Source organism: Sphingobium sp. UBA5915 (assembly GCF_002431195.1).
In the GTDB taxonomy this organism is placed as follows: domain Bacteria; phylum Pseudomonadota; class Alphaproteobacteria; order Sphingomonadales; family Sphingomonadaceae; genus Sphingobium; species Sphingobium soli.
Genome location: NZ_DJDV01000039.1, coordinates 1 through 26,840, shown reverse-complemented (window position 1 = coordinate 26,840; position 26,840 = coordinate 1). Strand labels below are relative to the sequence as shown.

The following is a 26,840-nucleotide window of genomic DNA, read 5'->3' as shown; positions in this document are numbered from 1 at the left end:
ATGGCCGCCGATCATCTTTGTGACCGTTCGGCGGTCAGTTCAGTCGAGACGCGCGGGCATGGGGAAGCGAAAGATCTTAGCGGCATTACGACCCAGCACCCTGATACGGGTCTCTTCGCTCAGATCCTTGAAATTGCGCTCGATGGCTTCGGCCGAATGGGGCCATGTCCCCTCGTGGTGCGGGTAGTCATTTGCCCACAGGACATTGTCGACGAGATTGTGCTTCTCGATGAGATCGAGGCCGGGCTTGTCCTCGCCGAAGGATGCAAAGCCGTTCGCGCGGAAATAGTCGCTGGGAAGCGCCTTGAGCTTGGGTCTGACCCAGAAATGATGCTTGAGATACGCTTCGTCCATCGCATCGAGCATCCATGCGAGCCAACCGATCCCGGTTTCGATCGTTCCGAAGCGCAGCTTTGGAAATCGCTCCGTGACACCCGATGAGCAGATATGCACGAGCGGTTCAATCGTCGGGGCCAGCGAGTGGACGACATAATTGATCACCGCCCCGCCAAGGCCCCGCGCCGAACGTGGATCCTTGCCGGTGGATACGTGAAACGTCGCTGCCAGGTCATGATCCTGCAACGCGGCCCATATCGGGTCGAACTCGACCTTGTTGTAGTTGAGCTCGCCGACGCTATGCGGGCCGAAGAGCGGCTTCGACGGCAAGGTGACGTGACGGAAACCCAGTTTCGCGACGCGTTCGATCTCCGTCATCGTGCCCTCGATATCGCCGGTGGCAAGTGCGGCGGCGGGGGAAAGGCGGTCGATATGCGGCCCGAACTGTTCCCATGCCCAGTCGTTGTAAACGCGGCACTGCGCCTGCGCGAACACGGGGTCGGGCGTCGCCCACATTGCAAGGCCCTTATTGGGGAAGATCACCTCTCCATCGATCCCGTCGAGATCATCGTCCCTCAGCCGGTCGAGCGGGTCGGCACCAGCCTTGGAGCGAACTTGGTCCTCGCCTTCCAGTGCCGCGAGATTGATCCGGTCGGCCTTCTCATAGCCCTCGCTCTTGCGCCACTGCACGCCGTGCTCGTCGATCCAGATTCGGGGAAGGCGATCGCGATATTTCGGATCGATCCGCTCTGCCCAAAGATTGGCAGGCTCGTTGGCGTGACAATCGGCGGAGATCATCAGCAGCTTGTTGGGGGCACCGGGCCGTGCCGAATATTTCCATCCCGGCGCCCCCGGGGTCTCCAATCGCCATCTGTTCGGCTCGTTGACGACGATTGCGGCCCTCCGTTCCGCGACATCCTGCTCGCTCATTGCTTCTCTCCTCAGCTTATGATCTCGACATTCCGAGCTTGGACGGCGACCTTGGCACTCCTAACCTGCCGCCCTTGCCGCGGTGGTCGCCTTTGACAGTGCCAGTGGGAAGCTCCCGAAGGCCCCGGCTTCTTTCAGGGCGGTAATCTCCTCGGTCCCGATCCCCAGCACCTCTTCGAGGATCTCAGCCGAGTGCTGGCCGATTGCCGGGGCTGCCACCGGATCGGCCACCGGGGTTGCGCTGAAATGGAAAGGCAGAGCGACGTTCGGGATTTCGCCCGCAGTCGGATGGGGAATTCGTGTGACCAGCCCGCTTTCGCGCGTTACGTCGGACTCCAGCGCTGCCGGGAGTGTGCGGACCTCGCCGGCGGCGACACCGGCTTCGCGCAGGATTGGCCCCCAATGCGCCCAGACATTCTGTGCGAACGCGGCATCCAGGATCTCGAACAGTTCTTCCCGCCGCCGCAGCCTTCCCCCGCGGTCCTGCAGCTCAGGGTCTTCCGCCACATCCGGCCGGCCGATCGCCCGAAAAAGACGCTGGAAGATCGCGGTGCTCGAACAGGAAATATAGAAGGGCGTATCCTTCGCATGGAAGACGCCGGTCGGCGAGGTATCGTTACTCGTATTGCCGTTGCGCTGAGGCACGACTCCGCTCATGAGATATTGAAGCGTGGCAAAGCCGATCATCGAGATTGCCGTGTCGTAGAGCGACAGGTCGACGCGCTGGCCCTTGCCGTTCCGGTTGCGTGCGATAACGGCGGCAAGCACCGCATTGCAGGCCATCATGCCTGTCGATGTGTCCATCACGATCGACTGGGCCCTCACGCCGTCACGATCGGCGTAGCCGTTCATGGAGATGAAGCCGCTTTCGGCCTGGATGACCGGGTCGAAGCCCAGCCGGTCGGCAAAGGCGCCGGTGCGCCCGTAGGCCGAGACGGAGCAATAGATCAGGCCTGGGTTGGCCTGGGACAGCACATCATATCCCAGTCCCAGACGCTCCATCACGCCGGTCGAGAAATTCTCCACCACGATGTCCGCCTGCTCGGCGAGCGACTTCGCCAAAGACAGTCCGGCCTCGCTCTTGAGATTAAGAACGAGGCTGCGCTTGTTGCGGTTCGTCCACAGGAACGGCGCTCCTTCCCCGCCCAGATCCGGTTCGGCCGGTGGATAGTGGCGGAAGTCGTCGCCGCGCGCATTCTCTATCTTGATCACATCGGCGCCAAGATCAGCCAGCATCATCGTGCAAAAGGGTCCCGCAACGAAATGCGTGAAATCGACGACGCGCAAGCCCTGTAGTGGGGTCTCGGCGGCCGCCGGTCGCGGTTCGTGGGCGGGGAAGCGTTTGAAAGGTCGTTCCTGGGTCATTATGCTGTGATTTCCATCGCATGTGAAGATTTACTGGAGTTCCTGACCGGCGAAGGCACCTTCCAGGAAGCGGTTTGGCTTAAGAAAAAATGAGAGGACGAGCGCTCCATGCGGAGCGCGGGCAAGGTGGCGATTGCCTTTCGGCCGCCAGACAAAGTCGCCTTCCCGCACCTCGCCCTCATCATCGACGATGCTGCCTGACAGCACATAGGTCTGTTCGATTTCCACATGTTCATGCAGCGGCAGCGCAGTCCCGGGCTGCCAGCGGAAGAGCGCCGTAAGGAGGCCACTGCTCTTGTCCTGAAAGAGTATTTTCATCTCGATGCCCGGCGTGGGCGTTGCCTTCCAGGGCAGGCTCGCGACATCGATATAGCGTGAGGTCAACGGGCCGAGGGGAGTGGCCTCGTCGAGCGGCACATCCGCCACTTCAGGACCTCCCATGACCGTGCCTTTCGTGGGCAGCCCGGGCCACCACAGCACCGAACGGACGATCGCTGCGGCGGCGGAGACAATTTGAAAATCTCATGAACTCCCCTCCCATGGTTGCTCTTCACGATTCATCTTTTACATGAAGTCCCATTATGCGCGAATTAGCAAGAGTCGCAACAATTTTAGAAAGGATGTCGCTATGTCGATGGAAAACAGCGCGGAGAAGGCAGTGCGTTTGACGCTGCTCGAAGGCCATGTAGCGCTCGTCGAGCTGTGCCGTCCCGAAGTGCGTAACGCCGTGAATTCGGAGCTCGCCCGCCAGCTCGAGGAAGCGGTTGAGGCGACCGAGCAAAGCGCCAACGTGCGCGTGGTGGTGCTCGCTGGCCAGGGCGACATGTTCTGCTCCGGCGCGGATCTCAAGATCGTTTCAGCCGGCGGTCTGGACACGCTCTTCACCGGGAAAGGTGGCTTTGCAGGCTTCAACCATGCGGTCCGGTCAAAGCCGTGGATCGCGGCGGTCAACGGGTTCGCTGTCGCGGGCGGCTGCGAAATGGCCCTTGCGTGCGATATGATCGTGGCGGCCGAGGATGCAGCTTTTGCGCTCCCGGAGGTCGCGCGCGGCCTGATCGCGTCGGCCGGCGGGCTTTACCGCCTGCCGCGGGCGATACCGCGCAACGTCGCGATCGAACTCATTGCGACCGGAGGCAGGCTTCCGGCGGTCAGGGCCCATGCGCTTGGGATGGTCAACCGGCTCGCACCCGCAAAGGAAGCCGTGCCTGCCGCGCTCGCCCTGGCTGCCGAGATCACTGCCAATGCACCGATTGCCGTGCAGGAGAGCCTCACGGTGGCCCGTCTGGCGTTCGACCAGGATGAACGGGACCTGCGCCGCCTCGGGGATGAGGCTCAGCAGCGCGTCATGTCGACCGACGATTTTCAGGAGGGACCGCGCGCCTTCGTTGAGAAGCGGCCCGCTCGGTGGAACGGACGGTGACACCACGTGCCGCCGGGTGGATGGGCTGGCACCTCGGATCGATGCTTTTGTTCAGGGAGGCGGGTGATGCCTACCTCGTTGTTTCCTATCTGGCATTTCCCGACAAGAACCGTGAAAGTAGCTGTGCGCCGAGCCGTTTTAAGAAAGCCTGCACGCGGCCGGACCTTCCGACCTACGGTATCGAGGAACCAAAGCAGCGTACCCCGCCATATGCCGTGTAGACTCGCTTGATACCTGCGATATAGCATGGCATGCCCAAGCTGCGCTATTCGCCCCTTGATGAAGCCACCTTTGTAGAAGCCGAAGCGACCGAGCGTTCCGTAGGCATCATAGCCTCCAAGGGCCACAAGCCCGCCGAAATCCTTATAAGTGGCAGGCGGGACCACTTCGCCGGCAATCAGTTTTCGGGAGATGCCGCGAGAGGTATTGCGCATGCTGGCTTGCTGCCTGGGCGGTGGTTGGAACGGGGACATCACGGCCCGGAAGCTGAGGGCTGGCGCAATCACCGAGCGCATAGATATCATTGTCGCCTGCTGTCCTCAGGGTAGGTCCTACAATGAGTTGACCGCTTCGCGTTCGTTCGAGATCGGCGAGTGTATCGATCAATGGCGGCGCCTTGACACCGGCGGCCCAGACCTTCAGTTCCGCCCCGACGAGTTCATCGCCGTTTAACGTGAAACCATTCGCATCCACAGAAGACACGCGCGCTCCAGTGCGGACGGTCACGCCCAGTTGCTGCAACTTGTTGAGCGCAGCCTCGGCAACCGGTTCGGGGAATGGCCCAAGCAACCTCGGCCCGGACTCCACGAGGATAACTTCGAGATGGCTGGAAGCGCCGGCTATTCCGTACCGCTCCGCTACGGTGGCGACCTGGATGAGTTCGGCCGCCAACTCGACACCGGTTGCCCCGCCACCCACTATGCCCACTCTGAGCTTTCTTCCAAGAGCGATGCTCTTGACCAGATGCACACGCAGCCGGTCACTGAACGCCACGGCGTCAGACCTTGTGTCGATCCGAAGACAATACGCGGCGACACCGGGGTCCCGAAGTCGTTTGCGCGGCTGCCGACCGACAGAACCAGCGTGTCATAGGGCACGCCACGTTGTGGAACGATTTCCTCACCCTCTATCGTCAGGGGCGCTAGGAAGACCATGTGTTGCTGTCGATCCACCCTGATGGCTTCGCCAAACTCATAGCGAAATCCATGCGTCAGCGCCCGGGCCGCGAAGACGGTTTCCTGCAGTCCTGCATCCGCCGTCCCCGCTGCAATGGTATGCAGCATCGGCTTCCATACGTACGCTGGCTCCCGGTCGATCAACGTGACGGACAGATGTTGAGCACCGGTCCTTTTCCCGGCAAGCCGCGTTGCGATCTCCAGCCCGGCGACACCGCCACCGACTACCACCAATCTGTACTTTTCGGCCATTCGGGCCCCTCTTTCAACTCTTCCGTTCATCCATGCCAACCGACAGGACCGCTTTAAGGTTGCGGCACGGCAGTGCCTCCTGGAGGAAGCTGTGGAACGTAAACGAGTAGCATCTCCAGCGTGATACCTAAACGGGAACGCATGTCGACGGTTCAGCTGAAGCTGGTATCGTTCCAGAAGGTCTCCTTCGGGCAATCCCCTTTCAAGGCCACAGAGTTCCGCTTTGCGTGAACAGACTCTTTAGCGTCAATCCGCCTGGCCAGCGAGATGTCGACCTGCGATATAGCCGAACGTCATGATCGGCCCGAGCGTGATTCCGCCACCTGGATAATTGCCACCCATGATGCTCGCTGCATCGTTCCCGACAGCGTAGAGGCCGGGAATCGGGTCGCCACGAGCGTCTCGCACCCGCGCATAGCGGTCGGTCCGGATTCCGTCGAAAGTTCCCAGATCGCCCGGCGTGACTTTGACTGCATAATAGGGGCCCTTGCCTACCGGCGCGACGCACGGATTGGGCTGGTGATCGGGATCGCCGAGATAGCGGTTATAGAGGTTTCCGCCTTTTCCGAATTCGGGATCCTCTCCATGCTCCGCGCCGATGTTGAAGGTGCGGACGGTTTCTGCCAGCCCTTTGGGATCGATGCCGGTGATCCTGGCCAGGTCGGCAAGCGTCTTGCCCCTCAACAGATAGCCGCTGCGGGTGTAGAGGCTGGTCGGCATCGGGAAGGCCTTCGCAAAGCCCAGACCGTATTTGCGATAGGTCTTGTGGTCGCACAGGAGCCAGGCCGCTGTCTCGCCCTCCCCTTCGCAGGTCCGGATGATGGCGCTGGCGACATCATGATAGGAATCGGATTCGTTGCAGAAGCGCTTTCCCCGCCGGTTGACGGCAATGACGCCGGGCTTCTGCCGATCGATCAGATGCGGGAACACGCCGAATTTCCCCTTGCCGAGCGGCACCTTCGAAACCGGAATCCAGGCCGCCGGATTGGGAAGATCGCTCTGAAACTGGCCGCCCGCCTTCTCGGCCATGCGCAGCCCATCGCCTGTGTTGCCGCCAGGCGCCGGCGACAAATGCGTGTCTCCCCTTTGCTCGTGCGGGAACAGCGCATGACGGCGCACAATATCCTGAGGGAAGCCGCCGCACGCGACGACGACCCCGCGACGAGCGGCAATCTCCTGCCGCCCGTGTGCTCCTTCGATCACCGCTCCCGTTACTGCGCCATCGGTCTGCAACAATTCGACCGCCTTGGTCTCAGTCAGGATCGGAATGCCCAGATCGAACGCGGATTTGGCGAGACGCGCGGCAAGCGCGTTGCCGCTGGTCAGGCGCATCCCCCGCTGATAGCGGATGAGTTCATAGCCGTGCAGCGCGAGTCGTTTGGCGACATAGATGGCCGAGGTGAGCGACTTTGTCGCGTTGAAGAAATGCTTCACCTCGTTGCCCGAGTTGAACATCATGCCAACAAAGGTGATCGTGCGCAGCGGAGGCCGCAGGCGCTTTACCTCCTTCCCAAGCCTTGCGGCATCGAACGGCTCTGCGACGATCGAGCGACCGCCCGACACGCCGCCATCCTGCAACGGATGATAGTCGGGAAATGCCGGTGACGGCAGGAAACGGACGTCGGTTTCCCGCTCGAAGAAATCGAGCATCTCGGGTCCCTTGTCGAGGAATGCCTCGACCCGGTCAGCGTCGTAGAAATTGCCGGTTTCGCGCTCGAGATAGGTCCGCGCTGCCTCCTTGCTGTCGATACAGCCGACGGCTGCGCTCTGCGAATTGTTCGGCACCCAAAGAAATCCGCCGGAAAACGCGGTCGTGCCTCCGTAGTACGGTTCTTTCTCGATCACCAGGACGTCGAGGCCAGCCTTCTTCGCGGTAATCGCCGTCGACAGCCCGCCCGCTCCCGAACCGATCACGAGGACGTCGACGGTTCTGCTAGTGGCTTCAGTCATTGCCCGTCTCCCAACGCCCCATTTTCAAAGATCCATCAGCTTGGCGATGATATTGCGCTGAATTTCGTTGCTGCCGCCCCCGATCGGTCCAACGCGGGAGTCGCGGAAGAACATCTGCATGTCATATTCGGTGGAATAACCGGCGCCGCCCATCACCTGCAGGCCCATGTCCGCGCACCGGAAGTTGTTCTCGGAGCTGACGATCTTCGCGATCGACGTTTCGCGAACGGCATCGAAGCCCCCGTCGAGCAGTTCGGCCACGCGCCAGGTCGCCTGCCGGGCGGTTTCGGCCATGATCGCCATGTCGGCGAGCTTGTGCTGGATCACCTGGAACGAGGAGATCGGCTGATCGAACTGGATCCGCTGCTTGGCATAGTCAGCCGCATAGTCGGTGATCTTGAAGCAATGGCCGCTCGATATCGCCGACAGGCAAAGACGCTCAACGTTCAGGCACCCCATCAGGCTCTTCCACGCGCCATTCTCCGCGCCAAGCAGATGCGTGGCTGGCACGCGCACGTCGGTCAGGAATATCTCGTTGGCATGTGTGGTCTTGCGCCCCAGCATCTTGAGCGGCCGAATCTCGACCCCGGGCGCACGCGCATCGACCAGGAAGACGCTGAGGCCGCGATGGCGCTGGGCGCTCGGGTCGGTCTTGGCGATGACGACCAGATAGTCGGCGACATGGGCGCAGGTGATCCAGATCTTCTGGCCATTGAGAATGTAGTCATCGCCATCGCGCACGGCCGACGTCTTCAGGCCGGCGACATCCGAACCGGTGCCCGGCTCCGACATCGCAAGCGCGAGCTTGACCTCGCCGCTGATGATCTTGGGAACGAATTCCCGCTTGAGCGCTTCGCTGCCGTTCTTGACGACGTGCATGCCGGCATAGATCACCGTCGTCATATAGGCCTGGGCGATGCCCGTGTAATAATAGCCCAGGGTCTCGACAAACGCCGTCAGATCCTTGTGGCTGCCGCCCATTCCGCCATATTCTTCCGGATAGAACAGCCCCATGAACCCCGCCTCCGCGAGCGCGTCATAAGCTTCGTGGGGAAATTCGCCCTTCTCATCGAGCTGGCGGATGAGAGGCCATGGCAACGTCCGATCGAGCAGTTCGAGCACATTGGCGCGGATGAGGTTCTGATCCTCGGTGAGGCCGGCGAGGTTGATATTTTCCACGATATTCTGTTCCTTATTCGGAAGCGCTATTGGCAGGCCGCGCCCGGACCATCGTGGTCATGAGCCCGCTCTGCACGACGTCGCCATGCTGATTCAAAAGTTCCATGCGCCGCACGAGGACGCCGCGATCCGGCTTCGACGTCTTCCGCGCCTCCACGACCGTCGACCGCAGCGTGACGGTGTCGCCGATGAATACGGGTTTGAAGAACTTCCAGTCGTCGATCCCCAGTGCCGCGATCGCCGTGCCGTCGAGATAGCCTATCCTGGCGCTGAGTCCCGTGCAGATCGAAAGGCACAATGTGCCGTGCGCGATGCGCTGGCCGATGGGCGATTTTCGGGAATATTCAGCATCGGTGTGCATCGGATTGGTGTCGCCCGAAATCCAGGAATAGGTGACGATCTCCGTCTCTGTCACGGTTCGTCCGGGACTGATGTCCACCTGCCCGACCGCAAATTCCTCGATAAATTTACCTGCCATCATCCTTCCCGCTGCGCCATGCTCCTGCGCTTATGCAGCAACTCGTAACGTTGATGCGGCCGCAGGATCGCTGGTGTGACACGGCCGCGTGTGCCGCTTGGGTCCGACCTATTGCCCGAGGGCCATTCTTGTCAAGGAAATCATTAGGATTCGCGCATATGGAGATTTATGCAAATATTGTTCGCGGCGGTATGCGCGCTGTGAACTGCTATGCCCCCGCTTAGCCCGGCGTCGCCGAAATCAAGCATGCCCGCACGAGTCCCGCCGCCACGTGAGCAGGGTCAGGACTTGCAAAGTCGCACCTTATGAGAATTTGATGCGTGCCTCCAAGGCATACACTTCCCGTAGGGGGTCCTGCATCAGGTGGATCCCGTACGAGTCTGCGGCACGCGCAATGTCGATGGGCATTGCGTCAGGCAGTCGTGTAGAGAACCGAATAAGGACGCTTGGCAAGTGCCCAAGCAATGGGAGAGAAGAAGTGGCGAAGCTGGATATCACCGAACATCCGACGACGATCGATCGCGCACTGGAGAACGAGTCTCTGACACCGCTGCAGCGTCAGATGCTTGAAAATTATCATCGCCATTCGCTTCTTGAAATCAGCGGCCAATGGGAGAGGATTTTCGAACCAGGCATGTTCGTCGATGAACCCCATTATATTCTTTCCTTCAAAGGTGGTGGCATTGAGGTCAAGGGTTTGCAAAATCTCAAGGACTTCTACAAAGCGGTCGGGCAGCCTGTGATTGTTTTGCAGCATCAGGAACTGCATCTCTCCGAACGATCCTTTACCTCGATTTCGACGTCCAATCATTTTGTGACTGGAGCCGCGCTCGCGGCAATGGGCTTTCCGCCCGAGAACCTGGACGGCCTGTATATCCGCCGAAAGATGGGTCTGACGTTCTGGATTTTCGACGAGCGTGGGCGATTGATCGGAGAACGCGGGGGCGAAGCGGGTCCGGTCGAGACCATCGAAGTGGCGCCTGAAGATTTCATCACACCAGAGGAGGCAAGAGCGGTGCTTGACCCCCTTGTGAGGCCCCTCCCCCAGTTCAACGGCTAGGTCATCCCACGGACCTGGACATGCCGGGCGTTGTCTCCGCCGCCCTGTCCAGGTCCTCCAGCCGCGCCCAATATCTTTTGGGCGCGCGGCCAAATATCCGCTTGAAGGCATTGCCGAACGCGCCCTCCGAGGAGTAGCCTATGGAGGAGGCGATCGCGGCAACCGATTTGTCACCCTTGCGAAGCGCATCACGGGCAAGGTGCATTCGCCAGCGAATGAGATAGTCGAGAGGAGGCAGGCCGACACAGTCCTTGAACTTTCGGGCAAAATCGGACCTGGACATACCGTCACTCGCCGCCAATTCGCCGACCCTCCAGTTTTGCCGAACATCCGCATGCATCAATCTCAGTGCTTTGCCGATCTTCGGATCCCCCAAGGCTCCGAGCCAACCCGCAGGTGCTCGACTGGCCACATAGGCGCGTAGGGCCTGAATCAGCAGGATATCGCCCAGTCGGCTCGTCACGATGGAGGTGCCCATCCGGTGTGCGCCCAGTTCATCGTCCAGGAGGTGAAGGGTCTCGCGCAGGACCTTGGATGCCGGATTGTCTGCGGGGATGTGAATCAACGCCGGCAGGACGTCCATCAGCAAAGCGGCGTTACTCTCGTCGAAGAGAAAACTGCCGGCAAGCAGGACCGTGTCATTGCCGATATAATGGACGGCGTTTCCCTCCGCTGAGGCATAGAGCGCCGAACCGTCGACCGGCGGCTGCGAAGGATCGCTTGCAAGGACGTAGGTCGGGCAATTGGTCATCAGATAGGTGTCGCCAGCCTCTAGCCGACCCGGCTCGCCGCCGTGCAGAGTGAGCCAACAGCTTCCGCGCAATGCTGCGCCAAATTTGATTTGAGGCTGCGGCGCGAAATGGACTGCCCAATCGCCGCCCGCTTCAAAGCGGGCAGAGAGCACCGCTTTGACCTGAAGCAGCCCAAAAACGTCCGACAGGGGATCCATGGGCAACTCTTGGACGATGGCGACGATACTCTGGAGTTTGTCGCATAGATAATCCTCAACGTCACGCTAAACCTGGTGTGTCGGCGAAGGAGGAAACACGCATGCCTAGCGTTCGAACGTCGATCTGCCTTTTCTGCGTGTCCGGACTCGTAGATGCAAGCGCTGCCCACGCGCAGACGCAGAGCCGTCATCTGCTGGCGATCTCGGACATCGACATGATGGCGACGAGCTATCACGACGATCAACTCGGTCCGCCACTCAATCAGGTCGATACTCTCTCCATCTTTGACCTGGCATCGCATTCCGAAAAGGCGATAGCATCGACTCCGGCATCGAATGCCATGAATTCGCCCGCCAACACTATGGTTGTGACCCCCGACGGCCGGCTGGCGCTCGTTGCTGCCACCTGGGAACAGCGTACCGCCGGAAGCACCACGGTCAGCGATCTTTCAAGAGGGCGGCATTTGCGCGCCTACGATATCAGCGATCGCGCCAATCCGCGCTTTGTTGGCGAAAAAGAGGTGATGCCCAATCCCACGGGCATCGCGGTCAGGCCGGGCGGTGACTTTGCGGTGGTGATCGGAGGGCCGATCTCAGAGGGTTTTTTTTCGTGCCGGTCGCAGATGGCCGGCTGGGTACCCCCCGCAGGGTCGCGGTGCCCCTTGCCCCACGGTCCGATCTCGGCAGGGAAGTGGCACCGCAAGTTCGCTGGCACCCGTCCGGAAAAGTTCTGGCTGCCTTGCTCGCAGCGCGCTCTCAGGTCGCTTTCTTCCGGGTGGAAGAGCCCGCGGGCGCGCGCCCCCGTTTGACGCCCTGGGGAACCGTGCAGGTCAACAAATACCCCCTCGTGGGGGAGTTTTCACCGGACGGCCGCTTCTTCTTCACCAGTGACGTGCAATGGGGGGCGGATGTCCCGCGCGGATATGAAACACTGTCTGAAGGCGTGGTCACCACAACCAGCCTTGCTCCGCTCGGTGACCGTGCCGCCAGGCCGGGTCACATCGTAGTAGGTGCGACCCACGGCGGCTTCAATGCCGAGTTCATGGCGATCAGCCCGGATGGCAAGCTGCTGGCGCTCGCCAGTATCGGCGGAACATCCAGGCCGAGCGACGATCCGGCCTATGATCCCAATGCCGCGCTGACACTCTTTTCCATCGATCCGCAGACTGGTCGCCTGTCACATGCCGGTCACTGGCCGTTCGTCGCGACCAACCCCCAAGGCCTCGCTTTCGACGCATCAGGCGCGCTGCTCTATGTCGGCATAGGTGAGTATCGCGGCGAAGAGGCGCCGCTAAAAGGGGCAATTGAGATCTGGGACGTGATCCCTGGCCCGAGTCCGTCCCTGGCCCGCACCGATCGCAGATTTCGCGCGCCGCGCGGTGTCCACACAATCGCCATCGCGAATTGAAAACCGGGCGCCGATCGTAAGATGAAGGCGCTCCCACCCTGTCACGCCCGTCGCGCGACAATCCTCGATCGCAGGAGAAAGGCATGAAGTATAAACTGCTGGGAGATACCGGAGTCTTCGTTTCGCGACTTTGCCTGGGCACCATGACTTTCGGCGGCCGGGCGCTGCCACCCTATGATAAAGTCGGAGGACTTGATCAGAAGGAGGCGCAGGGAATCGTCGACCGTGCCTTGGACGCCGGCGTGAACTTCATCGACACAGCGAATGTCTACGCGGCTGGAGAATCCGAGACGCTGCTCGGCGAGGCGATCAAGGCGCGCCGGAACGAGGTTGTCCTGGCGACGAAGTTCCATTCATCCATGGGTACCGGACCGAACAGGAGCGGCCAATCGCGATTTCACATGATGACGGCGCTGGAAGACAGTCTGAAGCGGCTGCAGACCGACCGCATCGACCTGTACCAGATTCACAATTTCGACCCGCTGACGCCGTTTGAGGAAGTGCTGCGCGCGCTCGACGATGCCGTGCGGCAGGGCAAGGTTCGCTATATTGGCTGCTCTAACCTTGCCGCGTGGCAGGTCATGAAAGCACTCGGGGTCTCGGCGCTCCGCAATCTCGAACGCTTTGTGTCGGTGCAAGCCTATTACTCGCTCGCCGGCCGCGATCTGGAACATGACATCATCCCTATGGTCGAGGACCAGAGGATCGGGCTGATGGCATGGAGCCCGCTCGCGGGTGGCTTTCTCTCGGGGAAGTATGACAGGCATACCGAGCATGGCGCCTCGCGTCGCGACAAGGTCGAATTCCCGCCGATCGATCGCAACAGAACTTTCGACATCATCGACGTCCTCAGGGACATCGCTGCTCGGCACGGTGTCAGCGCGGCGCAAATCGCCCTTGGCTGGCTGCTCGCAAAGCCTGCGGTGACATCCGTTATCGTCGGCGCCAGACGAGTGGATCAACTCGAAGACAATCTGGGGGCCCTCGATGTCGTCCTCTCACAGCAGGACGTTGAGGAATTGGACAGGGTGAGCGACACCGGTCCGCACTATCCCAATTGGCTCCAGGCAGGCACCCTCAAAGCGAGAACACCCCAGAGCTCGTAACGAAAGCGCGGAAGACATCGGTCCGGTAGCGGGGTTTCGTGTAAACTACGCGCCCCGCTCCACATCGCGTCGAAGCGTGGTGGGCGGGACATTCGGCACGTAGTCCATCGGTTACAGAAAGATTGGAAATCAAGAAAAAGCGGGCGGCGATCGATCCGATCACCGCCCAGTGGGGAGATCTGCGGCATGAACGGTCAGCATTTCTGTCGCCGGATGGGGCCTACGGATACGGAGTTGAGAAACGGCCAATCCAGCAAATACCCACAGCGATAGCGAACAGCGTCGCGCTCCTGTCCAAACCGACTATGCGAGGAAGTCGCCGATCAGGCCGGTCGCTTCCTCGCGACGTTCAAGCTGAGGCACATGCCCTGCCCCCTTGATGAGTTCGACCCGGGCGCCTCCAATCAGGGCCGCAAACTCGTCGGCATAGGCCGGTGGCGTGAGCCTGTCTTCGGCGCCCCAAACGACGAGCGTTGGCGCCGATATGCGCCGCAGGCGCTTGTGGAGACCGCGCTCGGGAATGGGGTGAATGAAGTGCGACGTGCTGGCAAGCGCCATGAACTGGTTGATATGGGCTTCCTGCGCGGCGGCCGGATCCTCCGGCGCCTTGAGGTGATCCAGCACCACATCCGATTGCGCGTCGTGAAAGCGCATCGCTATACGGGCCTGCGACGAGGCGAGCAGATGGTCGGCGACGGGATGATTGTCGTTCCATAGGCCCATCGCATCGATCAGCACCAGCTTCTTCACGCGATCCGGAAAGCTCGCCGCATATTCTGCCGCGACCATACCACCAAAACTATGACCGATGAGATCGAAGCGCTCCAGTCCCAGTGCACGGAACAGGTCATCATAATAGAGGATGAGATCCCACAGGCTGTCGAGATGCTCCAGGTCGGACATGTCGACGCTGCCGGGATGCGCAGGGGCATAGACTTCATGGACCTCGGAGATATCGTCGAGAAATCCGCTCCATTCCTGCCCGAAGGGGCCGTGAAGATAGACGACTGGCGTACCCGTGCCACGAATGATCACGGGATTCGCCGCGAAGAGGCCCGGATGCGCAACCTGCGCTATCGTGCCGTTGCTCATGCCGGTACTCCCACCTTGATAACGCTGGTATCAGCTTGCGAATTGCGCGTGGCGCCCAATGGCCACCAATGATCGCGATAGCCCTCCTTGTCCCAGATCGTGCGGATGCGCGGCATCACCTTTTCCGCGAACAGGCGCGTGTTGTGCTCGGTCAGTTCCCGGTCCATCGACTGGATCTGAAGAATGACCATCAGATGGCCGACACGCAGGCTGCGGATTGCTTCCTCCAGCCCGGCCACGACCGTATCGGGGCTTCCGCCGATCACCCGCTTGCTCTTCTCGGTATAGTCGGCCCAGGTAAGGTCGTAGGGACTTGTGACGCTACCGAATGCCGAACCCGCACTTTTGGCGAGGGCGGCCTTGACGCTATCGACCGTCTGGAAGCCCGGCGGCGCCGCGAAATGCGGGGCGACATGTAGCGACTTGGCGTAGAAGTTCTGGATGTGCTTGAGGTAGAGCTTCTCGGCGTCCGCGTCGGTGTCGCCGACCACGACGAGTTGCGCGAAGCCCGCCCGATAGGGATTGTCGTCCAGACCGGCCTTCTCGACCTGGTCCCAATAGCCCTGCATAAGGTTCTTGGCCGCCAGATGGCCGCTGAAGCTCAGGTAGCTGTAAGTGTAATTGTTGTCAGTCGCGAACTTCCATGTCTCGATCGAACCGCCCCCTGCAAGCCAGACCGGCGGATGGGGCTTCTGCAGCGGCTTGGGCCAGGGATTGACATAGCGCAGCTTGTTGAAGCGCCCATTGAAGGGAAAGGGTCCCGGCTTGGTCCAGGCCTGCATGATGAGATCATGGGCCTCATAATAGCGGGGCCGAACTTCGGTCGGCGGCAAGCCATAGCAGCCCACCGTATCCATCGGCGATCCGACCGGGAAGCCGGCGACCAGGCGCCCTCCACTAAGACAGTCCAGCGTGGCGAATTCTTCCGCAACCCTGATCGCAGGGTTGTAGAGCGGAAGCGTATTTCCCAGTACCACAATTGCGGCATCGGACCGGCGGTTGGCGAGGATCGACGCGATGAGATTGGGCGAAACCGGGAAGCCATAGGCATTCTGGTGGTGCTCGTTGACGCCCACGCCGTCAAAGCCGAGTTCGTCGGCAAGCTCAAGTTCCTCGATGTTCCATTTGAGGTACTTGCTGACCATCGCTGGGTCGCAAAGTTCGTCATTGGGCGGAGTGACCCAGACGCTATCATATTTCTGGGGAAAATCATCCGGCAGGTCGCGGTAGCCCTGCATGTGGAACCAGATGCTCTTCATTTCGCTCTCCCTTCTCGTATTATGAGATTATCACCAATATATCGCCCTCGGACGAACGCTTCTTGACCGATCACGACAATATCATGATGATTGACGCCATGGCATCGACCGCCCATCCTGGAGCACTTTTTCATCTCGAAAGCTTTTTGCGTTCGGAGGGATTGCCTGTGAGCAAGACGCTCGCTCGGCACGCACGCGCCGCATCCCTGACCGACAATGCGATCGACGCCGTTTCTCCTTCGCTGATCATTCAGGCGCTGGAGGACAGCGCGACCACCACTGGTCGGCCGGATTTGGCGGTCGCCTTCTCCCAATGGGTGAACATTCGAGGTTTCGGGCCGCTCAGCCTTCTAGGCGAGCAGTGCCCTACTCTCCGTTATGCGATCGAAGCCCGTCGGCGCTACATGCACGTTGTAAACGGGGCATACAGCATGGATCTCGAACTGATCGAGGACGAGGCCCATATCCTGCACACGGTCCTCCCCTCCTTTCGGGAGCGCGCGGGCCAATTTCTCGCCGGCGTCATGGTTTTCACCGTCAGGCTCGCGCGACGCGCGCTCGGACCGGGCTGGTCGCCATTACGGGTGGAATTCGGTTATGAGCGTCATGCCGATCTGCGCAGTTACGATCGTTTCTTTCATTGTCCGGTGAGCTTCGGCGCCGAGCGCTTCGCCGTCGTCTGTCCCCGCGCCGACATCGACCGACCGCTGCCAGGTCATGATCCGGACATGCTCGCTTTTGTGGAGGGGCATTTACAGAAGCTCGCGCATGAATGGCCGAGCAGCCTGGAGGCACAGGTCGAACGCCTGATCGCGGCCAATCTGGAAGCAGGTCTCGCCACACTGGATCATATCGCCGAAATCCTGGCGATGAGTCCGCGCACCTTGCAACGCGGACTGGATGCATCGGAAACCAGCTTCGCCGATATATTGGCCCTCGTGCGTCGCAAGGTCGCCGTTTCGTTCTTTCAGGAAGCGCCACGCCGACCGATCATCGTGCTGGCGCATCTTCTGGGCTATTCGGATGCAAGCACCGTCAGCCGGTTCCTGGCCTCGACGTTCGGAATGTCCGGAAGGGAGCTTAGGCGGCGCGTCATGGCGGGATTGCCACTTTCTTGATCCGACATTGCGGAATGCCTGACATCGGCAAGGGATGTCCCCCCTGGCGGCTTTCGTCTACCGGCCGGCGAACATCTTGCAAAGCAAACACCAGCCTCACGCAAACATATGGTCAGGCTTGCATGGCTAGCCGCATTGGTGTGGGCAAAGGGCGGGTTCCGACGACTCGCAGACCATAGCCTTCGAGTCCGACCAGCGTGTTGCGCCGAGAATTGGTCAACAATTCGAGATCTTGCAGTCCAAGATCGAGCAGGATCTGCGCGCCGACACCGTAATCCCGGAGTACCGGCGTGGATATGTCGGTTTGATGCACCCGGGACGCCCTGATGAGATCCGTGTAGCGCATCGTTTCGAAGTTCCGCACCATGACCAGCACGCCCGCGCCTTCACGGCCGATCATGTCCATCGCCATTTCGAGAAGATGCGGTCGGCCGCCGACCTGCGCCAGCGCGTCGTCAAAGATCGAGTAATTATGCATGCGCACCAGCGTCGGGCGGGTGGGAACCGGCGTACCTTTGATAAGCGCGAGATGCTCGCTCCCCTCGGTATCGTTTCGATAGACTCGGGCGGTCCACGCACCGCCATACTCGCTGACGAAGCGTTCCTCATGAACCATCTCGATCAGGACATCGGTCCGGCGTCGATAGGCGATCAGGTCCGCTATCGTCCCAATGTTCAACCGGTGCTGCTCGGCGAAGCGGATGAGCTCAGGCATGCGTGCCATCGTGCCGTCTTCGTTCATGATCTCACAGATCACACCCGAGGGGTTGAGACCGGCGAGCCGGGAGAAATCCACAGCAGCCTCGGTATGTCCGGCGCGAATCAGCACACCGCCCTCGCGCGCCACGAGAGGGAAGACATGCCCCGGGGAAACGATAGTATCGGCGCCCTTGGTCGGGTCGATCGCCACCTGTATGGTGCGGGACCGATCCGCTGCAGAGATACCTGTCGTCACGCCCTCTCGCGCCTCGATGGAGACCGTAAAGGCGGTTTCGTGGCGCGTGCCGTTGGTCTGCGCCATTGCGGGGAGCTGCAACTCACCAACACGGGCACGCGTCATCGCCAGGCAGATCAGGCCTCGCCCGTGTCGCGCCATGAAGTTGACGGCGTCCGGTGTTGCGAACTGCGCCGGAATGATCAGGTCGCCCTCATTCTCCCGAGCCTCGTCGTCGACGAGGATAAACATCCGACCGGCCCTTGCATCCTCGATCAACGCTTCCGTCGTGGCAATTCCCGCCATTATATCTCATCCTAGTCATCTGCTTACTCACATCATGCACTCCATAACTGAGTCTCGCAAGACGGGATTCTTATTGATTCACGATCAGCGCCCGGTCGGAGGGACATGCAACCTCTACTGCCTCGTCGAGCTTTCACCGGAAATGGCGTTTCTGAGAGCGACCAACACAGGGGATTCCAGTCCTCTCGGCCTCCCATAATGTGTCGCGTACATGATACCGATATCGCGTCGCAGTTCGAACCCGGCCAGCCGCGGCCGGGCCACGTCTGGCGCTTTGAATCCTTCGGGCATGACCGTTACCCCCATGCCCGCGGCAACCAGCGCCAGCGCACGATCGTCGCTCGTCGTGCGCGCAGCGAAGAAGGGGCGCACGCCGCGGCTGGTAAAATGTTGGCTTGTCTCAGCCAGTACTTCACAGTGCCGACGCACGATCATCACATTGTCGGCGAGAGATTCCGCCGGAATGACTGTCTCACGCGCTAGGGGATGGTCGACGGAAAGCGCCAGGGCATAGCCCTCGCTACGGAGTATTTCGCTTTCGAAGCGACTGCCGTCCTCCCGTACCAGGGTCAGCGCGGCATCGATCCGGCCGCGGCCAAGCCGCTCGACAAGGTCACGTTCGCGCCCTTCAACCAGTTCGACACGCTCGTCCACTGCCGCCGTCGCCAGCCCCCTGGCAAAGACCGCGATCCAGGCCGAGGGGATCGTGGCAAGCACGCCAAGACGGATCGTGCTCCGCGCGGGCGCCTCCGTCATGGAGCGTTCGAACAGGTTGAAATCGCCCTCGATCCTGCGGGCATGCACTGCGAGATGCGCTCCTGCTTCCGTCAACTCCACCCGGCGATTGGTTCGGTGGAAAAGCGGCTTGTCGAGCAGGCGTTCCAGCTTGGCGATGCCGACAGATAGTGTTGGCTGGGATACATTGCACTGCGCAGCTGCCTTGGAAAAGTTTCCCTTGTCGATCACAGCCAGGAAGTAGCGAAGCAAATAGCGGTCTATCATAGACACTGTCTATGCTATGCTTTCGCACCTTTCAATTTTTCTCTCATCCGAAGTTTTCCTATGGAGCAGGAAACTCAGGAGTGGATGATGGCGGACTTCGATTTTGCGCTCGGCGAGATGGCCGAGACCATTCGTGACACAACGCAAAGGTTCGCTGCCGAGAGGATTGCCCCCCTCGCCGCGCGGATCGATGCCGAGGACTGGTTCCCGCGCGAGCTTTGGCCTGAAATGGGCGCGCTCGGCCTGCATGGCATCACCGTCGAGGAGGAGGATGGCGGCCTGGGGCTGGGCTATCTCGAGCACGTCGTGGCGCAGGAAGAAATCGCGTGTGCGTCCGGTTCGATCGGTCTGAGTTATGGCGCGCATTCGAACCTGTGCGTCAACCAGTTGCGCCGTTGGGGCAATGCCGAGCAGAAGCGCCGATATCTCCCGAAGCTGATCTCGGGCGAGCATGTCGGGAGCCTCGCGATGTCGGAGGCTGGAGCAGGTTCCGATGTCGTCTCGATGAAGCTGCGGGCCGACAGGAAGGGCGACCGCTACATCCTCAACGGAACGAAGTTCTGGATTACCAACGCCGCTTATGCCGACACCCTGGTCGTCTATGCCAAGACCGGCGAAGGATCGCGCGGCATTTCCACCTTCATCATCGAGAAAGACATGCCCGGTTTCTCGATCGGCCAGAAGATCGACAAGATGGGCATGCGCGGCTCACCCACTGCCGAACTCGTATTCGACGACTGCGAAGTGCCTGAAGAGAATGTGATGGGTTCGCTGAACGGCGGTGTCGGCATTCTCATGTCGGGCCTCGACTTTGAGCGGACCGTGCTCGCGGGGATCCAGCTGGGCATCATGCAGGCCTGCCTTGATGTCGTTCTGCCCTATCTTCGCGAACGCAAGCAGTTCGGCAAGCCGATCGGCGCCTTTCAGCTCATGCAGGCGAAGGTCGCCGACATGTATGTGGCGCTCAATTCCGCACGAGCCTATGTTTATGCGGTGGCGCGGGCGTGCGATTCAGGTCGGACCACCCGCTTTGACGCCGCCGGCGCGATCCTGCTCGCCAGTGAGAATGCGATGAAAGTGTCGCTCGAGGCCGTGCAGGCGTTGGGCGGCGCCGGCTATACGAAGGATTGGCCGGTCGAACGCTTCATGCGCGATGCCAAGCTGCTGGATATTGGTGCTGGCACCAATGAAATCAGGCGCATGCTGATTGGACGGGAGCTGCTGGGCGTATGACGGTTCTCAAGACCCTCGCCAATGTCGGCTCGCCCGATTTTGCCGCCAATGCCGCGCACAACGGCGCGCTTGCGGCCGACTTGCGGGCAAAGGTCGCGACCGCCGCACTGGGCGGCTCGGACGCGGCGCGGGAGAGGCATGTTGCCCGCGGCAAGCTGCTGCCGCGCGACCGTGTCCATCGTGTGCTTGATCCAGGATCGCCCTTCCTTGAGATCGGCGCGCTGGCCGCGAACGGCATGTATGGCAACAGCCACGCGCCCGACGGCGCGCCGGGGGCCGGCGCGATCGGCGGGATCGGACGGGTTTCCGGTCGCGAGTGCATGATCGTCGCCAATGATCCCACGGTGAAGGGCGGCGCCTATTTCCCGATGACGGTGAAGAAGCATCTGCGCGCGCAGGAGATCGCCAGGGAGAACCGCCTGCCCTGCATCTATCTGGTCGACAGCGGCGGCGCGAACTTGCCCCATCAGGCGGAGGTCTTCCCCGACCGAGAGCATTTCGGGCGCATCTTCTACAATCAGGCGCAGATGTCGGCGGAAGGTATTCCCCAGATCGCTTGTGTCATGGGCAGTTGCACCGCCGGCGGCGCCTATGTCCCGGCCATGTCCGACGAAAGCGTCATCGTGCGCAATCAGGGAACGATTTTCCTGGCTGGCCCGCCTCTCGTGAAGGCGGCGACCGGCGAAGTGATCAGCGCCGAGGAACTGGGCGGCGCGGACACGCACGGGCGCAAATCGGGCGTCGTCGACCATGTAGCCGAAAATGACGAGCATGCGCTGCTGATCGTTCGGGATATCGCTGCGAGCTTCAATAGCGTGAAGGCGGTCGATATCGACCTCGCCGATCCGGTGGCGCCGAAATATGATCCGCACGAGTTGTACGGCATCATTCCGACTGACGTTCGCGCGCCCTATGACGTGCGCGAAGTCATCGCGCGGATCGTCGACGGCAGCGAATTGCACGAGTTCAAGGCGCTCTACGGCACGACGCTCGTGTGCGGTTTCGCCCGCATCTGGGGCATGCCGGTCGCCATCCTCGCCAATAACGGCGTGCTCTTCAGCGAAAGCGCCCAGAAAGGCGCGCATTTCATCGAACTCGCATGCCAGCGCCGTGTGCCGCTGCTCTTCCTCCAGAACATCTCCGGCTTCATGGTTGGCGGCAAATATGAGGCGGAAGGCATCGCCAAGCATGGCGCCAAGCTCGTCACCGCGGTCGCGACCGCGAGCGTGCCGAAGATCACGGTGCTGATCGGTGGCAGCTTCGGCGCGGGCAATTACGGCATGTGCGGGCGCGCCTACCAGCCGCGCTTCCTGTTCACCTGGCCCAATGCGCGGATCAGCGTCATGGGCGGCGAGCAGGCGGCCTCGGTGCTCGCCACCGTCCATCGCGACGCTGACAAATGGACACCGGAAGAAACCGAAGCCTTCAAGGGACCGATCCGTCAGAAATATGAGGACGAGGGCAATCCCTATTACGCCACCGCAAGGCTTTGGGACGACGGGATCATTGACCCCGCCCAGACCCGCGACGTCCTGGGCCTGGCTTTTGCGGCGGCGCTCAACGCCCCGATCCCGGAGCGCGCGCGCTTTGGCCTGTTCAGGATGTAATGATGATCGAGTCCCTTCTTATCGCCAACCGGGGCGAGATCGCCCGCCGGATCATCCGCACCGCCAGACGCCTGGGCGTTCGCACGATCGCAGTCCATAGCGACGTCGACGCAGCTATGCCCTTCGTGCGCGAGGCGGACGAGACGGTGTGCATCGGACCGGCCGCCGCCCGCGAAAGCTACCTTGTCCCGGAGAAAATTCTCGCCGCGGCGAAGCAGACGGGCGCGGCCGCGATCCATCCGGGCTATGGCTTTTTGTCGGAGAATGCCGAGTTCGCCGAAGCCGTCCAGGCGGCAGGGCTGGTCTGGGTCGGCGCACCGCCCGCCAGCATCCGCGCCATGGGCCTTAAGGATGCCGCCAAGGCGCTGATGATCGCTGCGGGCGTCCCCGTAACGCCCGGATATATGGGGGAGGATCAAAGCCCCGAGCATCTCCATGTGCAGGCGCGCGCGATCGGCTATCCCGTCCTGATCAAGGCGGTGGCGGGCGGCGGCGGAAAAGGCATGCGCCGGGTCGATGACGACGACGCGTTCATCGACGCCCTTGCCTCATGTCAGCGGGAAGCCGCGTCTTCCTTCGGCAACGACCAAGTGTTGATCGAGAAATATATCCTCGGACCCCGTCACATCGAGGTCCAGGTTTTTGGCGACACGCAGGGCAACGTGGTTCACCTGTTCGAGCGCGACTGCTCGCTGCAGCGTCGGCACCAGAAGGTCATCGAGGAGGCCCCCGCCCCCGGCATGGATCCGGTCACGCGCGCGGCGATCTGTGACGCCGCGGTGAAAGCGGCGAAGGCCGTCGACTATGTCGGCGCCGGCACTATCGAGTTCATCGCCGATGCCAGCGAAGGCCTGCGCGCCGATCGCATCTGGTTCATGGAGATGAATACGCGACTTCAGGTCGAGCATCCGGTGACAGAAGCGATCACCGGCCAGGATCTGGTCGAGTGGCAGTTGCGCGTCGCCAGTGGCGAGCCCCTGCCCCTCCATCAGGATCAGCTGGTGATCGATGGCTGGGCGATGGAAGCGCGGCTCTATGCCGAGAATCCCGTGACGGGATTTCTGCCTTCGACCGGCCCGCTCGACCGCCTGCGCTTTCCGTCGGGCGTCCGCATCGACAGCGGCGTGGAGGAAGGCGGAGAGGTCACACCCTATTATGATCCGATGATCGCCAAGCTGATCGTCGCTGCGCCCGCCCGCGAAGCGGCCGCAGCAAAGCTCGCGGCGGCGTGCGGCGCTCTGCAGGTCTGGCCGGTCAGGACGAACGCATCCTTCCTTGCGCGAGCCGCCGCCGATCCCGCCTTCGTTTCGGGTGATATCGATACTGGCTTCATCGAACGGCATCTCGGGCAACTCGTGCCCGGTGGAGAACCATCGGAGGACGTGCTCCAGGGCGCTGCCGCCGCTCTGCTGCCGACCGGCGCCAAAGATCCCTGGACCGCGCTTTCGGGCTTCCGCTCGGCAGGCGAGCCTGATCGCCGCGTCGCCGTGGACGTCGCGGGACAGGTGCATCTGGTGACGCTGAACGGCGCGCCGGCATCCGGGGTCGTGGAATGCGTGAAGGGCGAGACGCTGCTCTTCCTGAAAGGCGAAGCCTGGTCTTTCGGCCCCCCTGTGGCGGACGATGTCGCGGGCGGAGGCTGTCCATCCGATGGCGCCATTCTTGCGCCCATGCCGGGCCGCATCGTTTCGCTCGATGTGGCCGCGGGTGAGGCCGTGGTCGCCGGGCAGCGCTTGCTGGTGCTCGAAGCGATGAAGATGGAACAGGCCCTGCTCGCCCCGTTCGACGGGATCGTTGCCGAACTGTCCGCCCAGGTCGGCGGTCAGGTGGCGGAAGGAACGGTGCTGGCGCGGGTCGAGAAGCGGGCAGAGAAGGACAGTTGATGGCGGGACGCTATTATGACGAGTGGCAGGTCGGCGATCGACTCGACCATGAGATCCGGCGGACGGTGACGGAAACCGACAATCTCCTGTTCTCGACGATGACGCACAATCCTCAGCCGCTGCACATCGACGTGGAAGCGGCAAAGGCGAGCGAATTCGGCCGCATCCTCGTCAACGGTACCTTCACCTTCGCCCTGATGGTCGGTCTGTCCGTCGGCGACACCACGCTTGGTACGCTCGTCGCAAATCTCGGCTACGACAAGCTGGTCATGCCCAAACCTGTCTTTCTCGGTGACACCCTCCGCGCCCGAACGGAGATCGTGGACCTGAAGGATTCGAAGTCGCGCCCCGGTGCCGGTATCGTCACATTTCGTCACGAGCTGATCAACCAGCGCGACGAAATCGTCTGCCAATGCCTGCGCTCCGCCTTGCTGCATCGGACGCCGGCGTGAGATTGCGGTCGCTCCTGTTCGTCCCCGGCGACCGGCCGGAGCGAATGCACAAGGCGCTCGGATTGGCTGCGGATGCGCTCATCCTCGATCTCGAGGATGCGGTCGCACCCGAGAGGAAGCCCGAGGCACGACAAGCGGTCGCCCGGTTCCTGCGCAACGCCGACCGCAGCATGAGGCTGTTCGTCCGGATCAACCCGCTCGACAGTGGGCTCGCGCAGGATGATCTCGCGGCTGTGCTGGACGCCCGGCCAGATGGCATCGTGCTGCCCAAATCGGAGAGCGAAGCCACGGTGACGGCATTGATCGCGCTTCTGCCGGATCAACCCGATATTGCGATATTGCCGATCGCGACCGAAACGCCGGCGGCGATCTTTGGTCTTGGGAGCTATAGAGACGGCAGGGAGCGCCTCGCCGGACTCACCTGGGGAGCGGAGGACCTGCCGGCCGCCATCGGCGCAACCACCTCGCGCGAGGAAGACGGCAGTTTCACACCGCCCTATCAGCTTGCCCGATCGCTGACGCTGTTCGGTGCGCACGCGGCAGGCGTCGATGCAATCGAGACGGTCTTTCCTGCATTCCGCGATCTCGACGGCCTGGCCGCCTATGCAGCGCGCGCAGCGCGGGACGGCTTCACCGGCATGATGGCGATCCACCCATCCCAGGTCGCGGTGATAAACGCCGCGTTCACGCCGAGTGACGCCGCCGTCGCGCATGCGCGCGCTGTGGTTGCAGCCTTCACCGCCAATCCAGGGATCGGGACGCTTCAGCTTGATGGCAGGATGATCGACGCGCCGCATCTGAAACAGGCGCAGGCAATTTTGGCCAGCGTGCGAAGCGATGGTTGACCCTTCCCTCCCGATCAGGGTTTCAGGCGCGAATACGATCCACGAACTTCGCGGGACAAGTTCCGACATGATACCGCTGCTTGGGTCGAGTGAATTTGCACAGATTCGCGCAGAGCGAGATATGATCGTGAAACTACCACCTGCCCCAGTCAAATGCAGAGAATGAAGATCTCAGAACGGAGATTTGCCGCTTCCGATGGCGTGGTTCTGGTCGGCGATGTTGCCGGCCCTGAGGACGCGCCAACCGTGATATTGCTGCATGGAGGTGGCCAGACACGGCATTCGTGGGCCGGTGCCATGAACAAATTGGCGGGAAACGGCTATCACGTCGTCAACTACGATGCCCGAGGCCATGGCGATAGCGACTGGTCGGAGGATGGCGATTATTCTCTCAAGGTGCGCGCTGATGACCTACGCACCGTCCTGTCAACGGTGAAGGGTCCGGTAGCCCTCGTGGGCGCGTCAATGGGGGGCATGACAAGCTTCTATGCGGTCGGAACCAGTGATCATCCTATCGCGAATGCCTTGGTCATGGTGGACATCGTGCTCCGTCCGGCGCCCGCCGGCGTGGTCAAGATACAGCAGTTTATGCGAGCCAACCCGAACGGATTTGCATCGGTTGAGGAAGCGGCCGATGCGGTCTCCGCCTATAACCCTGACCGCCCTCGGCCAAAGGATCCTTCGGGTCTCCTTAAAAATCTGCGTCTCCGGGAGGATGGCCGCTTCTACTGGCATTGGGATCCCCGGATGCTTGAAACACGACCGAGCGCGGAGCCGCCGGCCTTCAATAACGAACTCGTCGATGTCAGCAGCCGGGTGGCACTTCCTACACTGCTTGTCAGAGGGGGGAACAGCGACATTGTCGATGATCACGGGGTCGCCGAGATGCGCTCGCTGGTACCTCAGACCGAAGTCTATGAGATCCCGGGGGCCGGCCATATGGTCGCTGGGGACAAGAACGACCCGTTTATCGAGGGCGTGATCGGATTCCTCGCCCGCCATATTCCTTTGGCGAGGTATTGATACGTTCGCCTGAACGGATGTGGGTAATTGAAAGCCTCACCGGAACGGTACGCTTGATCTGACACATCCGCGCATCGGAAGTCGGCGTTTCATCGGGCAGCAAGCCGGCGCTGTGGGAAGCTCGTCACCGATCTGGACGGTGCCAGATCACGACCTCGACTCAGCGATTGAGAAAATACGGTGGTGTTCTCTGCGCTGGAAGATCTATATCTTTCATAAGATCCTAAAATCAGGATGTCGCGCCAAGGATACCAAGCTTCGCACCGCTCCCGATGCGAGCCCAACAATAGCATTACGGCGACAGAATCTCTATTCTGATTGCCTAATTTCCGATAGCGGAAGCCGCGGCGCAAAACCGGGGACGCTTCAGTTCTATCTCAACAAATTGTCGCGACTCGGTGGCTATCTCTCGAGGACGCCCGATCCACCACCGGGAAACAACGTCGTCTGGCCCGGACTCAGAGCGCGTTTGAGAAGG

The 26,840-nt window shown here is 61.4% G+C and carries 25 protein-coding genes; 12 read left to right on the top strand and 13 right to left on the bottom strand.

Annotated elements, in window-relative coordinates; translation table 11 throughout:
- Window positions 1–39: 39 nt before the first annotated feature.
- The 3 genes from B2V90_RS05485 to B2V90_RS05475 are packed head-to-tail and all read right to left on the bottom strand — an operon-like array spanning window position 40 to window position 3,072.
- On the bottom strand, window positions 40–1,266 hold the full coding sequence (locus B2V90_RS05485) for an amidohydrolase family protein (protein WP_216314213.1): 1,227 nt from the start codon (window positions 1,264–1,266) through the stop codon (window positions 40–42).
- Window positions 1,267–1,326: 60 nt separating this feature from the next.
- Window positions 1,327–2,631, bottom strand: a complete 1,305-nt coding sequence (locus tag B2V90_RS05480) for a CaiB/BaiF CoA transferase family protein (protein WP_286865201.1) — start codon at window positions 2,629–2,631, stop codon at window positions 1,327–1,329.
- 30 nt (window positions 2,632–2,661) lie between these two features.
- On the bottom strand, window positions 2,662–3,072 hold the full coding sequence (locus B2V90_RS05475; protein ID WP_216314217.1) for a cupin domain-containing protein: 411 nt from the start codon (window positions 3,070–3,072) through the stop codon (window positions 2,662–2,664).
- 187 nt (window positions 3,073–3,259) lie between these two features.
- Between B2V90_RS05475 and B2V90_RS05470 the strand changes: the two genes are divergently transcribed.
- Entirely contained in the window at window positions 3,260–4,051 is a 792-nt protein-coding gene (locus B2V90_RS05470) for an enoyl-CoA hydratase-related protein (protein WP_253204297.1), read from the top strand.
- 363 nt (window positions 4,052–4,414) lie between these two features.
- On the opposite strand, the gene B2V90_RS23055 is transcribed toward B2V90_RS05470, so the two are convergent.
- From B2V90_RS23055 to B2V90_RS05450, 5 genes are all read right to left on the bottom strand, one after another.
- On the bottom strand, window positions 4,415–5,044 hold the full coding sequence (locus B2V90_RS23055) for an NAD(P)/FAD-dependent oxidoreductase (RefSeq protein ID WP_253204298.1): 630 nt from the start codon (window positions 5,042–5,044) through the stop codon (window positions 4,415–4,417).
- On the bottom strand, window positions 4,969–5,478 hold the full coding sequence (locus B2V90_RS23050; protein ID WP_253204299.1) for an FAD-dependent oxidoreductase: 510 nt from the start codon (window positions 5,476–5,478) through the stop codon (window positions 4,969–4,971). The genes B2V90_RS23055 and B2V90_RS23050 overlap by 76 nt, the downstream gene beginning before the upstream one ends.
- Window positions 5,479–5,724: 246 nt before the next feature.
- The gene (locus B2V90_RS05460) at window positions 5,725–7,428 is read right to left on the bottom strand and encodes an FAD-dependent oxidoreductase (protein WP_216314220.1); all 1,704 of its coding nucleotides are present in this window, start codon (window positions 7,426–7,428) and stop codon (window positions 5,725–5,727) included.
- A gap of 24 nt (window positions 7,429–7,452) precedes the next feature.
- Complete coding sequence (locus B2V90_RS05455; protein WP_216314222.1) at window positions 7,453–8,607, bottom strand: acyl-CoA dehydrogenase family protein; 1,155 nt, start codon at window positions 8,605–8,607, stop codon at window positions 7,453–7,455.
- A gap of 13 nt (window positions 8,608–8,620) precedes the next feature.
- Complete coding sequence (locus B2V90_RS05450) at window positions 8,621–9,046, bottom strand: MaoC/PaaZ C-terminal domain-containing protein (RefSeq protein WP_293920148.1); 426 nt, start codon at window positions 9,044–9,046, stop codon at window positions 8,621–8,623.
- Window positions 9,047–9,563: 517 nt separating this feature from the next.
- On the opposite strand from B2V90_RS05450, the gene B2V90_RS05445 reads away from it, so the two are divergent.
- Window positions 9,564–10,145, top strand: a complete 582-nt coding sequence (locus tag B2V90_RS05445; protein WP_216314227.1) for a hypothetical protein — start codon at window positions 9,564–9,566, stop codon at window positions 10,143–10,145.
- A 1-nt stretch (window position 10,146) separates the two neighbouring features.
- Here B2V90_RS05445 and B2V90_RS05440 read toward each other — a convergent pair whose 3' ends face one another.
- A complete protein-coding gene (locus B2V90_RS05440) occupies window positions 10,147–11,094 on the bottom strand; it encodes an AraC family transcriptional regulator (RefSeq protein ID WP_216314229.1) in 948 nt (315 codons plus the stop codon).
- Window positions 11,095–11,195: 101 nt separating this feature from the next.
- Between B2V90_RS05440 and B2V90_RS05435 the strand changes: the two genes are divergently transcribed.
- The 3 genes from B2V90_RS05435 (at window position 11,196) to B2V90_RS05425 (ending at window position 13,608) form a co-directional block, all read left to right on the top strand.
- A complete protein-coding gene (locus B2V90_RS05435) occupies window positions 11,196–11,903 on the top strand; it encodes a hypothetical protein (RefSeq protein WP_216314231.1) in 708 nt (235 codons plus the stop codon).
- 14 nt (window positions 11,904–11,917) lie between these two features.
- Window positions 11,918–12,502 carry a beta-propeller fold lactonase family protein gene (locus tag B2V90_RS05430; RefSeq protein ID WP_216314233.1) on the top strand — a complete coding sequence of 195 codons (585 nt, stop codon included), beginning with the start codon at window positions 11,918–11,920 and terminating at the stop codon, window positions 12,500–12,502.
- An 83-nt stretch (window positions 12,503–12,585) separates the two neighbouring features.
- Complete coding sequence (locus B2V90_RS05425) at window positions 12,586–13,608, top strand: aldo/keto reductase (RefSeq protein ID WP_216314235.1); 1,023 nt, start codon at window positions 12,586–12,588, stop codon at window positions 13,606–13,608.
- Window positions 13,609–13,911: 303 nt separating this feature from the next.
- Here B2V90_RS05425 and B2V90_RS05420 read toward each other — a convergent pair whose 3' ends face one another.
- Entirely contained in the window at window positions 13,912–14,700 is a 789-nt protein-coding gene (locus B2V90_RS05420; RefSeq protein WP_216314237.1) for an alpha/beta fold hydrolase, read from the bottom strand.
- The gene (locus B2V90_RS05415; protein WP_216314239.1) at window positions 14,697–15,959 is read right to left on the bottom strand and encodes an LLM class flavin-dependent oxidoreductase; all 1,263 of its coding nucleotides are present in this window, start codon (window positions 15,957–15,959) and stop codon (window positions 14,697–14,699) included. Before B2V90_RS05415 ends, B2V90_RS05420 begins: the two co-directional genes overlap by 4 nt.
- Before the next feature lie 167 nt (window positions 15,960–16,126).
- On the opposite strand from B2V90_RS05415, the gene B2V90_RS05410 reads away from it, so the two are divergent.
- The gene (locus B2V90_RS05410; RefSeq protein WP_293920144.1) at window positions 16,127–17,077 is read left to right on the top strand and encodes an AraC family transcriptional regulator; all 951 of its coding nucleotides are present in this window, start codon (window positions 16,127–16,129) and stop codon (window positions 17,075–17,077) included.
- Between the two features lie 112 nt (window positions 17,078–17,189).
- Here the strand turns inward: B2V90_RS05410 and ribB are convergent, their stop codons facing one another.
- Window positions 17,190–18,317 carry a 3,4-dihydroxy-2-butanone-4-phosphate synthase gene (ribB, locus tag B2V90_RS05405; protein ID WP_216314243.1) on the bottom strand — a complete coding sequence of 376 codons (1,128 nt, stop codon included), beginning with the start codon at window positions 18,315–18,317 and terminating at the stop codon, window positions 17,190–17,192.
- 114 nt (window positions 18,318–18,431) lie between these two features.
- Window positions 18,432–19,319, bottom strand: coding sequence for a LysR family transcriptional regulator (locus tag B2V90_RS05400; RefSeq protein WP_216314245.1), 888 nt, complete (start codon window positions 19,317–19,319; stop codon window positions 18,432–18,434).
- 87 nt (window positions 19,320–19,406) lie between these two features.
- On the opposite strand from B2V90_RS05400, the gene B2V90_RS05395 reads away from it, so the two are divergent.
- The 6 genes from B2V90_RS05395 to B2V90_RS05370 all read left to right on the top strand — a co-directional run bounded on the left by B2V90_RS05395 (window position 19,407) and on the right by B2V90_RS05370 (window position 26,362).
- Entirely contained in the window at window positions 19,407–20,552 is a 1,146-nt protein-coding gene (locus B2V90_RS05395) for an isovaleryl-CoA dehydrogenase (RefSeq protein WP_216314297.1), read from the top strand.
- Window positions 20,549–22,159, top strand: coding sequence for a carboxyl transferase domain-containing protein (locus B2V90_RS05390; RefSeq protein WP_216314247.1), 1,611 nt, complete (start codon window positions 20,549–20,551; stop codon window positions 22,157–22,159). The genes B2V90_RS05395 and B2V90_RS05390 overlap by 4 nt, the downstream gene beginning before the upstream one ends.
- Before the next feature lie 2 nt (window positions 22,160–22,161).
- A complete protein-coding gene (locus B2V90_RS05385; protein WP_216314249.1) occupies window positions 22,162–24,042 on the top strand; it encodes an acetyl/propionyl/methylcrotonyl-CoA carboxylase subunit alpha in 1,881 nt (626 codons plus the stop codon).
- The gene (locus tag B2V90_RS05380) at window positions 24,042–24,494 is read left to right on the top strand and encodes a MaoC family dehydratase (protein ID WP_216314251.1); all 453 of its coding nucleotides are present in this window, start codon (window positions 24,042–24,044) and stop codon (window positions 24,492–24,494) included. Before B2V90_RS05385 ends, B2V90_RS05380 begins: the two co-directional genes overlap by 1 nt.
- Window positions 24,491–25,339, top strand: coding sequence for an HpcH/HpaI aldolase/citrate lyase family protein (locus tag B2V90_RS05375; RefSeq protein ID WP_216314253.1), 849 nt, complete (start codon window positions 24,491–24,493; stop codon window positions 25,337–25,339). The genes B2V90_RS05380 and B2V90_RS05375 overlap by 4 nt, the downstream gene beginning before the upstream one ends.
- A 162-nt stretch (window positions 25,340–25,501) precedes the next feature.
- On the top strand, window positions 25,502–26,362 hold the full coding sequence (locus tag B2V90_RS05370) for an alpha/beta fold hydrolase (protein ID WP_216314255.1): 861 nt from the start codon (window positions 25,502–25,504) through the stop codon (window positions 26,360–26,362).
- The last annotated feature ends 478 nt before the right edge of the window (window positions 26,363–26,840 follow it).

Coding starts and splice junctions, on each gene's coding strand:
- B2V90_RS05485 (WP_216314213.1), bottom strand. CDS start 1,266: ATGAGCGAGCAGGATGTCGCGGAACGGAGGGCCGCAATCGTCGTCAAC.
- B2V90_RS05480 (WP_286865201.1), bottom strand. CDS start 2,631: ATGACCCAGGAACGACCTTTCAAACGCTTCCCCGCCCACGAACCGCGA.
- B2V90_RS05475 (WP_216314217.1), bottom strand. CDS start 3,072: ATGGGAGGTCCTGAAGTGGCGGATGTGCCGCTCGACGAGGCCACTCCC.
- B2V90_RS05470 (WP_253204297.1), top strand. CDS start 3,260: ATGTCGATGGAAAACAGCGCGGAGAAGGCAGTGCGTTTGACGCTGCTC.
- B2V90_RS23050 (WP_253204299.1), bottom strand. CDS start 5,478: ATGGCCGAAAAGTACAGATTGGTGGTAGTCGGTGGCGGTGTCGCCGGG.
- B2V90_RS05460 (WP_216314220.1), bottom strand. CDS start 7,428: ATGACTGAAGCCACTAGCAGAACCGTCGACGTCCTCGTGATCGGTTCG.
- B2V90_RS05440 (WP_216314229.1), bottom strand. CDS start 11,094: ATGGATCCCCTGTCGGACGTTTTTGGGCTGCTTCAGGTCAAAGCGGTG.
- B2V90_RS05435 (WP_216314231.1), top strand. CDS start 11,196: ATGCCTAGCGTTCGAACGTCGATCTGCCTTTTCTGCGTGTCCGGACTC.
- B2V90_RS05425 (WP_216314235.1), top strand. CDS start 12,586: ATGAAGTATAAACTGCTGGGAGATACCGGAGTCTTCGTTTCGCGACTT.
- B2V90_RS05420 (WP_216314237.1), bottom strand. CDS start 14,700: ATGAGCAACGGCACGATAGCGCAGGTTGCGCATCCGGGCCTCTTCGCG.
- B2V90_RS05415 (WP_216314239.1), bottom strand. CDS start 15,959: ATGAAGAGCATCTGGTTCCACATGCAGGGCTACCGCGACCTGCCGGAT.
- ribB (WP_216314243.1), bottom strand. CDS start 18,317: ATGGCGGGAATTGCCACGACGGAAGCGTTGATCGAGGATGCAAGGGCC.
- B2V90_RS05400 (WP_216314245.1), bottom strand. CDS start 19,319: ATGATAGACCGCTATTTGCTTCGCTACTTCCTGGCTGTGATCGACAAG.
- B2V90_RS05395 (WP_216314297.1), top strand. CDS start 19,407: ATGGCGGACTTCGATTTTGCGCTCGGCGAGATGGCCGAGACCATTCGT.
- B2V90_RS05390 (WP_216314247.1), top strand. CDS start 20,549: ATGACGGTTCTCAAGACCCTCGCCAATGTCGGCTCGCCCGATTTTGCC.
- B2V90_RS05385 (WP_216314249.1), top strand. CDS start 22,162: ATGATCGAGTCCCTTCTTATCGCCAACCGGGGCGAGATCGCCCGCCGG.
- B2V90_RS05380 (WP_216314251.1), top strand. CDS start 24,042: ATGGCGGGACGCTATTATGACGAGTGGCAGGTCGGCGATCGACTCGAC.
- B2V90_RS05370 (WP_216314255.1), top strand. CDS start 25,502: ATGAAGATCTCAGAACGGAGATTTGCCGCTTCCGATGGCGTGGTTCTG.